Annotated in this window: 8 protein-coding genes; 5 read left to right on the top strand and 3 right to left on the bottom strand. The window is 68.6% G+C overall.

All coding sequences use genetic code 11. The features are described from left to right. Positions 1–19: 19 nt before the first annotated feature. Both QZ670_RS11925 and QZ670_RS11930 read right to left on the bottom strand, forming a co-directional pair. Positions 20–3,214, bottom strand: a complete 3,195-nt coding sequence (locus QZ670_RS11925) for a helicase-related protein (protein ID WP_294255512.1) — start codon at positions 3,212–3,214, stop codon at positions 20–22. A gap of 116 nt (positions 3,215–3,330) precedes the next feature. Then, on the bottom strand, positions 3,331–6,267 hold the full coding sequence (locus QZ670_RS11930; protein WP_294255515.1) for a TonB-dependent receptor: 2,937 nt from the start codon (positions 6,265–6,267) through the stop codon (positions 3,331–3,333). A 209-nt stretch (positions 6,268–6,476) separates the two neighbouring features. Here QZ670_RS11930 and QZ670_RS11935 point away from each other — a divergent pair, with 209 nt between their 5' ends. From QZ670_RS11935 to QZ670_RS11945, 3 genes are read left to right on the top strand one after another with little or no spacing between them, the layout of a single operon-like run. Continuing rightward, positions 6,477–7,400, top strand: a complete 924-nt coding sequence (locus QZ670_RS11935) for a dihydrodipicolinate synthase family protein (protein ID WP_294255519.1) — start codon at positions 6,477–6,479, stop codon at positions 7,398–7,400. 7 nt (positions 7,401–7,407) lie between these two features. Next, complete coding sequence (locus tag QZ670_RS11940; protein ID WP_294255522.1) at positions 7,408–8,406, top strand: 4-hydroxyproline epimerase; 999 nt, start codon at positions 7,408–7,410, stop codon at positions 8,404–8,406. Positions 8,407–8,434: 28 nt separating this feature from the next. After that, positions 8,435–9,841, top strand: coding sequence for an amino acid permease (locus QZ670_RS11945; RefSeq protein ID WP_294255525.1), 1,407 nt, complete (start codon positions 8,435–8,437; stop codon positions 9,839–9,841). Between the two features lie 4 nt (positions 9,842–9,845). Here the strand turns inward: QZ670_RS11945 and QZ670_RS11950 are convergent, their stop codons facing one another. Beyond that, positions 9,846–10,490, bottom strand: coding sequence for a GntR family transcriptional regulator (locus QZ670_RS11950; protein WP_294255527.1), 645 nt, complete (start codon positions 10,488–10,490; stop codon positions 9,846–9,848). A 129-nt stretch (positions 10,491–10,619) separates the two neighbouring features. On the opposite strand from QZ670_RS11950, the gene QZ670_RS11955 reads away from it, so the two are divergent. Together QZ670_RS11955 and QZ670_RS11960 are read left to right on the top strand one after the other, a co-directional pair. After that, positions 10,620–11,846: an FAD-dependent oxidoreductase gene (locus tag QZ670_RS11955; protein WP_294255530.1), complete on the top strand. Its 1,227-nt coding sequence runs from the start codon at positions 10,620–10,622 to the stop codon at positions 11,844–11,846. A 12-nt stretch (positions 11,847–11,858) separates the two neighbouring features. After that, positions 11,859–13,043, top strand: a complete 1,185-nt coding sequence (locus QZ670_RS11960; protein ID WP_294255532.1) for a Xaa-Pro peptidase family protein — start codon at positions 11,859–11,861, stop codon at positions 13,041–13,043. The last annotated feature ends 318 nt before the right edge of the window (positions 13,044–13,361 follow it).

The raw sequence follows: 13,361 nt of genomic DNA on the forward strand, positions 1-13,361 counted from the left end.
GAGGGGGCAGCACAATGCGTCAATCGCCCGCCATCGCCTCCAGCGCCGTTTCGATCCGGCCCAGCCGCGCGGCGGGATCGTCGATGCGCTCTGCCAGCAACAGCCGATCGCCCTTGGCGGCGAGACCCGCCGCGGCGGCATCTCCGACGAAATCGGCACGCGGCGTGAAGGCGATCGCGGCTGGCCCGGCATCGATTCGCGCGATCCGCAGCGCACATGCCTGGGCGCGCACGCGGGCAATCGCCAGCAAGGTCAGGGCTGCCTCGGGGAGGGTGCCGAAGCGATCCTCCAGTTCCGCTTCCAGTGCATCGATGGCCGCGCCGTCCTCGGCACGGGCGAGGCGGACGTAGAAGCCGACGCGGAGCTCCTCGTCGGGCATCCAAGCCTCGGGGAGGCTCCCCTGGAGCCCCAGATGCAGCTCGGGCGTCCAGCGCTCCACCGTCTCGCCGCGTGCAGTGCGCAGTGCGGCTTCCAAGAGGTGCTGGTAGAGATCGACGCCGATCAGCTTCATGTGCCCGGCCTGTGCCTCGCCCAGCAGGTCGCCGGCACCGCGCATGTCGAGATCCTGCGCGCTGATCGCGAAGCCTGCACCCAGCCGATCGAACGCCTCCAGCGTACGCAGCCGCTTGAGCGTGCGTGCGCCGATCGGCTTGTCGGGTTCGGTGAGCAGCAGCACCTGGCCGCGCCGGCTGCCGCGTCCCACCCGGCCGCGCAGCTGGTGGAGCTGGCTGAGGCCGAAGCGATCGGCGCGGTAGAGCACCATGGTGTTGGCGCGGGGCACGTCGAGCCCGGCCTCGATGATGTTGGTCGCGAGCAGGACGTCGCCTTCGCCGCGGCCGAAGCGGACCATCGCCTCGTCGATCTCCGCAGCGGGCATTTTGCCATGCGCCTGGAGCAGTTCGAGCTCGGGCACGAGGCGGGCGATCTTGGCGGCAAGCGGCGCCATGTCCTCGATCCGCGGCACGACGACGAAGCTCTGGCCGCCCCGGCTGCGCTCGCGCAGCAGCGCCGCGCGCACCACGGCCTCGTCGAATACGCCCAGCGCGGTGCGGATCGGCTGGCGACGGGCAGGAGGCGTGGCGATGACCGAAAGGTGCTGGATGCCCACGAGTGCCGCCTGGAGCGTGCGCGGGATCGGCGTGGCACTCAGCGTCAGCACATGGCCGGCGCCGAGCGCGCGCAGCTTCGCCTTGTCCGCCGTGCCGAAGCGCTGCTCCTCGTCGATGATGACGAGCGCGAGCTTGGCATAGGCCACGCCCTTGCCTGCAACCGCGCCGGTGCCGATCACTACCTGGATCGACCCATCGGCGAGCCCTGCCTTGACCCGCTTCTTCTCCGCCGCGCTCGACAGCCGGGAGAGGCCGGCGACTTCAATGCCGGTGCCCTCGAAACGTTCGGTGAAGGTCTCGAGATGCTGGCGGGCCAACACGGTCGTGGGGGCGGCGACTGCCACCTGATGACCAGCGAGCGCCGCCAAGGCGGCGGCACGCAGCGCGACTTCTGTCTTCCCGAAGCCGACATCGCCGATCACCAGGCGATCCATCGGCCTGCCTGCCGCAAGATCGCTGCGCACGGCATCGATCGCGCGCGCCTGGTCCCGCGTTTCGGTATAGGCAAAGCCGGCCACGAACCGCTCATATGCGGCAGTTTCGGGAGAAAGAACCGGAGCGGTTAACTTTATGCGTTCTTCTGCGAGTGCGATCATGCCGCGGGCGGTCTCGGCAATGGCGAGATCGATCGCACCGCGCCGCTTCTGCCAGCTCGAGCCGTCGAGCTTGTCGAGCGCCACCGCATCGGCATCGCCGCCATAGCGCCACAACCGATCGGCGTCGGCGACGGGCACCAGCCGCACGCCGCCATCGGCATAGGTGAGCGCTATCGCATCGCCGCCCGATTCGGCGTCGCCCGGCATCGGCGCGAGACCGGTGACTTTGGCAATACCGTGGTCCTCGTGGACGACGAGGTCGCCGAGCCGGATCTCGGTCTGGCCGAACAGCGTGGGATCGGCGGCGCCGGTTTGTGCCGTGTCGCGTTCGGCACGGCTGCCCAGCAGGTCGGCGGCGGCGACGGCGAAAATCCCGTCGCGACGAAAGCCTCGGTCTACGGGCGCCTCCAGCAGCGCGATGCTCCTCGCCGGCAGCGCCTGCACTGCGGCCCAACCGGGCACGTCCTGCGGCTCGGTCTTCAGTGCGCTTGCGACGCGGCTGCGCAGGAAGCGCAGATCGCGAGCGCTGCCCAGCAGGACCAGACGCTCGTCCGCCGCCAATGCGTCGCGCGCCGCACGGGCAAAGGCCCGGAGCGGGGCGCGGCCTTCGATGAAGCGCGGCGGGGGGGCGTCGACGGCGTCGAGCGCGAGCGGCGGATGTTCTTTGGCCGCAGCCTGCCACTGCTTGTCGTCGAGCACGTCGCGCAGGGCGCGGCTTGGCCGACGGCGCTGCGAATCGGCGGCAAGCGCAAGGAAGCGCTTGCGCCGGTCCTCCGCCGCGGGTTCGATCGCCAGCAGCGCGCCGGGCAGGTGCGCGACGAGCGGCACGCCGTCCTTGCCGAGCGGCGGCTCGGAGACGCGGCCGAGCTCCTGCGCTTCGCAGTCGCCGGTGGTGCGCTGGGTGCCTGGATCATAGCTGCGCAGCGACACGACGACGCCGTCGGCGACCTCGATCCGGCGCGGTTCCTCGGCATCGGCGGGGTAGACGTCGAGCACCTGCCCGCGCAGCGCGACCTCGCCGGGCTCGTCGACGCGCTCGTCCTCGACATAGCCGGCCTCGACCAGGGTTTCGAACAGCGCGGTGAGATCGACCGGCGCGCCGGTCGCGATCCGCGGCGGGGCGGCTTCGAAGGCTTGCGGCGGCGGATAGAGGCGTGCCAGCGCCTCGCCGGTGGTGATGCAGGCGATCCGCGGCCGCTCTGCCTCGGCCTGGGCCAGGCGCAGACGGCGCAGCGCGGCGACGCGTTCACCGACATTGGCAGGGGAGGCGGGGGCGGCATCGCCGGGGAGTGCGTCGCTGCCGGGGCAGAACACCACGCACGCCTCGGGCGCCAGCGCCGCCAGCGCACGGGCAATTGCAATGCCGCGGGGTTCGTCCGCGGCGGCGAAGAACAGGTCGTTCGCGGCCAGCGCCTCCGCCAGCAATGCGGCGGTCTCGCCGGTTGCCAGGACAGGGGCGGTCTTGGCGGGCGCGATCGCGCGGGCAACGGGATCGCGGGAAGAAGCCATGCGGGGAAAGCCTTTGGAACGAGCGAGCTACCGCTAACGAGCAGGCAGGGCCGCCGTTCCAGAGGGCAGGGGTGGGGCCGGTGGAGGAACACCGGCCCCGGGGAGACCTCGGAAGGTCAGAAGGTCAGCGTTGCGCCGACGAACAGGGTTCGGCCCATCGGGTCGTACACGCCCGGATAGGTGTTGCCGTTGCCGAAGCTGGCGAGCACGCCCGAGGCGATCGCCGGCGGCGCCTTGTCGGTCAGGTTGTTGATGCCCATCCGGAACTGCAGCTGCTTGGCGGGCACCACGGTCGCGGCGAGGTCGAAATATTCGGTCGCCGGAATTGTCGCATTGATGATGCTGATCGGGCCGGCCTGGCTGAGGAAGGCGTTCGACGAGGAGGTCGACAGCGCCGTCTTGGCGAAGTGGCGCCAGGCGAGCGAGAGCGTCGCCTTCTCGCCGGGCACGGTCCAGGTCAGGCGGGCGACATGGCGCCAGGTCGGGTTGGGCTGGCCGCAGCTATAGCCGTAATAGCCCTTGCAGTCGTAGCTGCCGAGGCCGGGCAACGGCTCCTTGACCTGCTTTTCGAGCCAGGTCCCGACGATGTTGGCGTCGAGCTTGCCCAGCTGGCCGATCCGCGTCGCATAGGCCGCGGCCACGTCGATACCTGCGGTGAGCAGATAGCCGGTGTTGAGCGTGCTGCCGACGACATAGCCGTTGGTGCCGAACAGCGCGCCGGATCGCGGATCGCGGTGGAACAGCCCGCAATAATAGGGGTCCCCGGTGGAGGTGCACTGGCTGACCACAAGCGAGGGATCGATCGAGCTGATATAGCCCTTCACGTTGATGTGGTAGTAATCGACCGACAGCGAGAAGCCGCGCAGCTGCTTGGGCGTCAGCACCACGCCGAAGGTATAGGTATCGCCCACTTCGGGCTTCACCGCCGGATTGCCGCCATAGGATTGGCTGCAGGTTTCGGCGGGGCACTGGATGATGTGACCGTACTGCGCATCGCTGACGCCGGTCAGCTTGCAGGCCGAGAGCGACGCCTCGGGCGTGGCGCCGGCGCAAGGGTCGCTCAGCGAGACGTTGCCGATACCACGCGCGCCGAACAGCTCGCTGATGTTGGGCGCGCGGATCGCGCGGTTGTAGCTGGCGCGGAAGCGGGCGCCGTCCACCGGCGACCAGGTCAGCTCCGCCTTGTAGGTCCAGGCCTTGTAGTGCGATTCGGTCGCGGTCGATCCCTGGCGGTTGGTATAGTCCGAATAGCGCAGGCCACCGTTCACCGTCAGATCGTGGATGAAGGGCACGTTCTCGACCAGCGGCAGCTCGAGCTCGCCATAGGCTTCGTTGACGGTGATCGAGCCATCGGCATCGGCGCTGCCGCCCTGCTTGGCGACCTCGTCGGCGGTGAAGTTGAGCGTTTCGCGGCGGCGCTCCAGGCCGACGGCGAGGCCTGCACCGCGTGCCGCCCAGGGGCTCTGGATACCGAAGGTACCGAGGTCGCCGTTGATCGAGCCCGAGAAGACTTCGAGCGTGTTGCGCGACGCGGTGTTGGACTGGCTGAAGAGGTAGCGCGCCTGATCGGTGGTGATGCCGTCGGCACGGAAGATGTCGATCGGCACGCAGGCAGGATCGGTGCCGTCGATCTTCGAGCGGCAGGTGGGCGTGCCGTTCACCGACACCACGTCGAGCGCGCGCTGCGCCTTCACATTGTCGACATTGTTGAGATAGGTCTCGTTGTAGCGCGACAGCGAATAGAGATAGCCCACGTCATAGCTGAAGCCGTGGCCGAGATCGCCCTTCACGCCGCCATTGTAGCGATAATCCTGGTGGCGCAGATCGTCGCGGCGCGAATAGGCGCCGTTAAGGCGATAGCCGATCAGCGTGTCGATCGTCGACGACGTGCCCGCGGCGGGTCCGCAAAGTGCCGCCTGCTGGCTCGTGCTCATCAGCGGGTTGTTGCAGGGCAGGGTGAATGTGGTGCCGAGGAACAGCGCCGAGGGTGCCACCTGCGAGAAGGTATGGTCCTTCATCCACATGAAGCTGCCATAGACCTTGGCCACCGGCGCGATCTCGAACGAGGCGCTGCCGCCGCCGGTATAGCGCTCGTCCGAGCGCTGGATGTAGTTGGTCGGCGAGTAATTGTACGCGTAGCTGGCGTCATACGGCACCCAGCTCTTGGAACCGTCGCGGGCATTGGTGAGATACCCCAGGTCCTTGCTCGGCCCGTCCAGCGGCGCGAAGGTGCCGTAGGTGGTGTTGCTCGATCCGCCGCAGACCAGCGCGCTGGGGCCGCTCGCGTTGAGCGCGCAGGACGAATAGTCGCGTGTCGCCTGCAGCACTGGATCGGTATGGCGATAGCCGCCATAGACGGTGACGTTGCCGCGGCCGTCGGCGAAATTCTTGCCGAACGCGCCGTTGATGTCCTGCTTGGCCCCGTCGAACACGTTGCGCGGCGCCAGCTGGTAACCCTTGGCCGAGACCAGGCCGCGGACATAGGCGTTGTCGTTGGTGTGCTGCGCGACGCTGGTCTGCGCATCGAGCCGCAGCCCGTCGAGATGGTCGCGCAGGATGAAGTTGACCACACCCGACATCGCGTCCGAACCATAGACCGCCGAGGCACCGCCGGTGACGACGTCGACCCGCTCGATTAGCGCGGTCGGCACGAAGTTGATGTCGGTCGCCTGCGAGGAGAGGATGCGCTGGCCGTTGATCAGCGTCAGCACCCGGTTCGAGCCGAGATTGCGCAGGTTGATCTGCGCCGAGCCGTCCGACCCGTTGGAGACGTTCTCGTTTCCGTCCGCGGTGAACTGCGGCAGCCGCGCCAGCATCGTCTCGGCGTTGACCGCACCTTGATAGCGCACTTCCTGCGCATCGACGCTGGTCAGCGGGCTGTTGCTCTCCAGGTCCGGACGGCGGATGCGCGTGCCGGTGACGGTGATTTCGGCACGGTCGCTGTCCGCGCCTGTCGCGCCCCCTGTATCCTGCGCAAAGGCGCCGCTCGACACCAAGGCTATGGCCAGCGCACCCAGCGCCGCACCCGTCCGAACTGCAAGAAAATTACGCATGAACCGCGCACCCCGTTTTTTGAGTCGCGCATATGCAACATATCAAGCATCATTCCGTCAAATAAAATATACGATATCTTAACAGCGGGAAGCGCGCACCAGGTACCCCTTCCGAGAATCACAAAATTATGCCTTGCTCCAAACCGACCTTGCGCCAGCGCGGCATACGGTATACGAAATCGATCAACCCAGTGGAGGATCGTGTTCTTATGACTGCAGCCAAGACGCTCTGGACCGGCGTCTATCCCGCGGCGACCACCCAGTTCGCCGAGGATCTCTCGATCGATCTCGACGCCACCCAGCGCACCCAGACCGCGCTGGTCGATGACGGTGTCGACGGCCTCATCCTGCTTGGCACCTGCGGCGAGAATAATTCGCTCGAGGCGGACGAGAAGCGCGTCGTGCTCCAGGCCGGCGTGGAAGCAGTGGGCGGGCGGGTTCCGCTGGTCGCCGGCGTGTCCGAATTCACCACCGCGCGCGCGATCCAATATGCCCGCGATGCCGAGAAGATCGGCGTCGACGCGCTGATGCTGCTACCGGCGATGGTCTATGTGCCTACGCCTGAGGAGCTCGAAGCCCATTTCCGCGCGGTGGCCGAGGCGACCTCGCTGCCGATCATGCTCTACAACAATCCGCCGGCCTATCGCGTGTCGATCGACACCGCGACACTGGATCGGCTCACCGATGTGAAGAACATCGTGGCGGTCAAGGAAAGCGCGCCCGATCCGCGCCGCTTCACCGATCTCTTCAACCGCTATGGCGATCGCTACACGCTGATGGCGGGGCTGGACGATGTTGCGCTGGAAGGCATGTTCCTCGGCGCCTCGGGCTGGGTCTCGGGCCTGACCAGCGCTTTCCCCGAGGAGTCGGTGCGGCTGATCGCGGCGTTCAACGAGGGCCGCTACGACGAGGCCCGCGAAATCTATCGCTGGTTCATGCCGCTGCTCCACCTCGACGCCGAGCATGACCTGGTCCAGTCGATCAAGCTCGCCGAGCAGATCATGGGTCGCGGCAGCGAGCGCGTCCGCATGCCGCGCCTGCCGCTCTCCGGCGCCCGCCGCGCCCAGGTGATCGCCTGGGTGGAGGAAGCCGCCGCGACCCGCCCGAGCCGGCGCGCCGCCAAGGCAGCTTGAGGACACCATGCGCCACACCTTCTTCTGCATCGACGGCCACACCGCGGGAAACCCGGTGCGGCTGGTCGCGGGCGGCGCACCGCTGCTCCGCGGCGGCGACATGCTGGCGCGGCGCGCGGACTTTCTCGAGCGGTTCGACTGGATCCGCACCGGCCTCTGCTTCGAGCCGCGCGGGCACGACATGATGTCGGGCGGGTTCCTCTACCCGCCCACCCGCGACGATACTGATTGCGGCATCCTGTTCATCGAGACCTCGGGCTGCCTGCCGATGTGCGGGCACGGCACGATCGGCATGGTGACCTTCGGGCTCGAACACGGCCTGATCACCCCCCGCACGCCGGGGCAGCTGCGCATCGAAGTGCCGGCGGGGGTGATCGACATCGCCTATGGCATGGAGGGTGACCGGGTGCGCTGGGTGCGCATCCGCAACGTGCCCGCTTATGTCGCGGCGCGCGGCATCGAGATCGAGGTGCCGGGCTTCGGGCCGCTGCGCATCGACGTCTCCTATGGCGGCAACTATTATGCGATCATCGAGCCGCAGGGGCCCTATACCGGCCTCGACGATCTCGGCGCCTCGCGCATCGTCGAGCTCAGCCGCACCATCCGCGAACTGGTGCGCGACAAGGTGGAGCCGGTGCATCCGCTCGACGACCGCATCCGCGGCGTCAGCCATGTCCTGTGGGCCGACAAGCCCAAGGGGGAGGGCGCCGATGGCCGCAACGCGGTCTTCTACGGCGAGCGCGCGATCGATCGCAGCCCGTGCGGTACCGGCACCTCGGCGCGGCTCGCGCATCTGGAGCAGCAGGGGCGCCTCGGCGTCGGCGACCGCTTCGTCCATGAAAGCTATATCGGCAGCCGGTTCATCGGCCGGGTCGAGGAAGCGGTGATGGTGGGCGATCGCCCCGGCATCATCCCCTCGATCGAAGGCTCGGCGATCGCGACCGGCTTCAACACCATCTGGATCGACCGCGAGGACCCGTTCTGGGCCGGCTTCTCGGTCGTCTGAACCAAACAACGAAAACATCGGGGGTTGCATGGGATTTTGGGGACCGATCAAGCCGATCGAACGCAGCACGGCTCCTAGCGCGCATCGGCTGCGCCCCACGCTTTCCTGGCCGCACCTGATCGCGCTCGGCGTCGGCGCGATCGTCGGCACCGGCATCTACACGCTGACCGGCGTCGGCGCCGAGCGCGCGGGGCCGGCGGTGATCCTCGCCTTCGTCATCGCCGGTGCGGTCTGCGCCTGCGCCGCGCTCGCCTATGCCGAACTCGCCACGATGATCCCGGCGGCGGGCAGCGCATATACCTATAGCTATTCGGTGCTGGGCGAGACGATCGCCTGGGTGGTCGGCTGGAGCCTGATCCTCGAATATTCGCTGGCCTGCTCGGCGGTGGCGGTGGGCTGGTCGGGCTATCTGGTCGGCTGGCTGCAATCGGCGGGCATCCATCTGCCGGCGGTGCTGCTCCAGGGGCCGCATGCCGGGGGCATCGTCAACCTGCCGGCGGTGCTCGTCTCCTTCGCGATCGCCGGCATGCTGATGCTCGGCACCCGCGAGAGCGCGACGCTCAACATCGTGCTGGTCGTCATCAAGCTGGTGGCGCTCGCGGTGTTCGTCGCCCTCGCACTGCCCGGCTTCGACGCGGCAAACTTCCACCCTTTCATGCCCTATGGCTTCGCATCCCATGCCGACGGCGCCAGCACCCGCGGCGTGATGGCGGCGGCCGCCATCGTCTTCTTCGCGTTTTACGGCTTCGACGCCGTCGCCACCTCGGCCGAGGAAGCCAAGAAGCCGGGCCGCGACCTGACGATCGGCATCGTCGGCTCCATGGCCCTGTGCACCACCATCTATATCCTCGTCGCGGTCGCGGCGGTCGGCGCGATGTCCTACACCACGCTCGGCAATTCGCCCGAGCCGCTGGCGCTGGTGCTGCGGACGCTCGGCCACCCTTTCGCGGCCTGGGCGATCGCCGCCGCGGCGCTGGTGGCGCTGCCGTCGGTCATCCTGGTGATGATGTACGGGCAGAGCCGCATCTTCTTCGTGATGGCGCGCGACGGGCTGCTGCCGCGCGGCCTTGCCAAGGTCTCGCTGCGCACCGGGGCGCCGGTGCTGGTGACCGGCATCACCGGGCTGTTCGTCGCGGCGGTCGCAGGCTTCCTGCGGCTGGACGAGATCGCCGAACTGGCCAATGCCGGCACGCTGATCGCGTTCATCGCCGTCGGTCTCTGCATGATGCTGCTCCGCCGCCGCGCGCCCGACGCGCCGCGCATCTTCCGCTGCCCGCAGCCCTATCTGGTCGGCACGCTCGCGGTGCTCGGCTGCCTCTATCTGCTCCTCTCGCTGCCCGAGAAGACGCTGGTCCGCTTCCTGATCTGGAACGTCGCGGGGCTCGCCGTCTACTTCCTCTATGGCCGCGCGCGCAGCGTGCTGGCGCGCGGCTGAGGGTTCAGCCGTTCAGCTGGCGGCGGAGATCGGTGAGCGTGCCTTCGATATGCGCGCGGGCCAGCGCCCGGGTGCGATCGGCATCGCCGGCCTCCCACGCGGTCATCAGCTCGGCATGTTCCAGATGCGCGCGATCCTCGCGTCCGGCGGGCTCGAGATGCTTGTGAACATAGCGCTCGGCGAGGATCTGCAGCCGTTCGACCAGCTGGGTGGTGAGCAGGCGGCCGCCGGGGCGGACCATCGCGATGTGGAACTCGCGGTTGCGCGCGGCGACTTCGTCGAGATGCTCGTTGGCGGCCAGGTCGAGCGCAGCGAGCGCCTCGCGCGCGGCGGCGCGATCGGCATCGGTGGCGGAAAGCGCGCCGGCGGCGACCGCATCGGGCTCGATCGCCAAGCGCAGCGCGAAGATCTCCTCCGCCTCGCCCGAGGACATCGCGCGGACGAAATAGCCGCGGTTCGCCTGGCCGACGAGCAGCCCTTCCTGCTCCAGCCGGGCCAGCGCCTCGCGCAGCGGGATCTTGCTCACGCCCAGCTGGTTGGCCAGCGCGTCCTGGCGGATCGCCTGGTCGACCGGCAGCTTGCCGGAGACGATCTGCTCGCGGACGATCGTGAAGATCTGTTCCGACAGCGTGCGGACGACGATACTCATGTGTTCGGTCTTTCCCTGGAATACCTGCCGCCGGCGCCAAGGATTTCCCCGTCCTGGGGGCGCGGCTTGTGGCAGGCGAAACGCACAAATACAGTATACCTCTACCCCAAAATCGGCAAGGCGAAGTTGATGCAGCGCAATATCTTGGTGATCGGCGGGGGCGTCGTCGGGCTGTCGAGCGCGATCGCCTTGGCGCGTGCCGGCTGGTCGGTGCGGCTGGTCGACGCCGATCCCGATCGCCGCGCCGCCTCCTGGGGCAATGCCGGGCATATCGCGATCGAGCAGGTCGCGCCGCTCGCCTCCTGGGCCACGGTGCGCAGCCTGCCGCGCCGGCGCTTCGGGGCAGGGGGGGCGGTGTCCCTGCCGGCATCGGCCTGGCGGCACTGGCTGCCCTTCGGACTGCGGCTGCTGGGTGCGGCGCGGCCGAGCGTGTTCGCGCGGGGGCAAGCGGCGCTGGGGGGCCTGCTCGCCGAGGCGATGCCCGCCTGGCAGCGGCTGAGCGCCAGCCTCGACACCCCCGATCTGCTGCGCGAGCGGGGCCATATCGTCGCCTGGAGCAGTCCCGCGTCGGTAGAGGTGGGGCGGCGCGCCTGGGCGTCGGCGGAAATCGGCACCGCGGCGTTTCGCGACGCGACCCCCGCCGAACTGCTCCAGCTGCCGGGGAGGGCGATGGCCGGCGCGATCCGCTTCACCAACACCGCGCAGATCGGGGACCTCGGCGCGCTCGACCGCGCTTTGCGCGCGGCGCTGGTCGCGGCGGGCGGCACGATCCTGCAGGGGAGCGCGACGCTGAGCCTCGCGGGCGGCGAGGCGCGGGTGGCGATCGACGGCGCCCCCGTGGCGGACATGGACCAATTGCTGGTCGCCGCCGGCGTCGCCTCGGGCCGCGTATTGGCGCCGCTCGGCCACCGCGTGCCGATCATCGCCGAGCGCGGCTATCACCTTCGCGCCACCGATCACGACTGGCCCGCCGATCTGCCGCCGCTGGTGTTCGAGGATCGCTCGATGATCGTCACCCGCTATGCCGGCTGCGTGCAGGCGGCGAGCTTCGTCGAGTTCGCCGGTATCGACACGCCGCCGGATCCGGCCAAGTGGGAACGGCTCGAGGCGCACATCACCGCGCTCGGCCTGCCACTCCGCCCGCCCTTCACGCGCTGGACCGGCGCGCGCCCGACGCTCCCCGATTATCTCCCGGCAATTGGGCGGAGCGCCAAGGCTGGCAATCTGCTCTATGCCTTCGGCCACCAGCATCTCGGCCTCACCCTGGCGGCGATCACCGGCGAACGCGTCGCCGCGCTTGCCGAGGGCAGGGCAGCCGATCTCGCCCCCTTCGATCTTCAACGCTTCCACGCATAAGGACGTCTCTCCATGACCATCGGCGGATCCACCGCGGAAACCGAACTCGCCGCGCTCGCCCCCTGGGCCGATCGCGCCCCGGCCATCACGCTTGCCGAGCGCCGCGACCGCCTCGCGCGCGTGCGCGAGCGTATGGAAGCGATGGGCGCGCAGGCGCTGCTGGTGAATGCCGGCATGTCGCTGCGCTATTTGGCCGGCGTGCCGTGGGGCGCCACCGAGCGGCTCGTCGCGATGCTGCTGCCGCTCCACGGCGAGCCGATCATGCTCTGCCCGCGCTTCGAGCTCGGCTCGCTCACCGCCGACATGGCGTACGAGGCGGACATGCGGCTGTGGGAGGAGGACGAGGATCCCTTCGCGCTGCTGGCCGACGCACTCGGCGGCGTCACCACGCTCGCGATCGATCCCGCGCTCCCCTTCCAGATGGCCGAGCGCCTCCGCCGCGCCGCGCCCAACGTCACCCTGGTCGACGGCGCCCCGGCGATCGACGGCTGCCGGATGCGCAAGTCGCCCGCCGAGATCGCGCTGATGCAGCAGGCCAAGAACATGACGCTCGCGGTGCACCACGCCGCCGCGCGCATCCTGACGCCCGGCATCACCACCGGTGCGGTCAAGCGATTCATCGACCAGGCCCATCGTGCGCTCGGCGCGGCGGGCTCGACCTTCTGTATCGTCCAGTTCGGCCACGCGACCGCCTTTCCCCATGGTCTGCCCGGCGAACAGGCGCTGGAGGAGGGTCAGCTCGTGCTGATCGACACCGGCTGCACGGTGGAGGGGTACCACTCCGACATCACCCGCACCTATGCCTTCGGCCGCGTGTCGAATGACGAACAGGCAATCTGGTCGCTCGAGAAGGAAGCCCAGGCCGCCGCCTTTGCCGCTGCCCAACCGGGGGTGCCCTGCGAGCAGGTCGACGCCGCCGCGCGGGTGGTACTGGAGAAAGCAGGGCTCGGGCCGGACTATCGCCTGCCAGGCCTGCCGCATCGCACCGGCCACGGCATCGGCCTGTCGATCCACGAGCCCGCCTATCTGGTGCGCGGGGACAAGACGCCGCTCGATACGGGCATGTGCTTCTCGAACGAGCCGATGATCGTCGTGCCCGATCGCTTCGGCGTCCGGCTGGAGGACCATTTCTATATGAGCGAGTCGGGCCCGCGCTGGTTCACCGAGCCGCAAAAGGCGATCGATCGGCTCTCCTGAGCCCCGATTCTCGCGTTCGGGAGCTCGATTCGAGGGTGATTCGGGCCGATTCGCTACGCAAAGGTCATGAAATGGTCATGTGCGGCGAAATTTCTAGCGCGCAAAAGTCGCGGTTTTCTGGGACTTTTGCGGGCTTCTGGCGGTCAACCGCCACAAAAGTGCAAAACGGTGTTGACGGGTGGGAACCTCCCGCATAGAAGCCACTCCACCGACGCGGTGCTCCACACCGGAACGCAGCGACGGTCACCGAAATTCAGGCGCAGCGGCCGCCCCGAGAAAAAGGGGAAAGGCGCAGCGTCGATTTTTGTCGCTCTTTGA

The organism is uncultured Sphingomonas sp. (assembly GCF_913774285.1).
In the GTDB taxonomy this organism is placed as follows: domain Bacteria; phylum Pseudomonadota; class Alphaproteobacteria; order Sphingomonadales; family Sphingomonadaceae; genus Sphingomonas.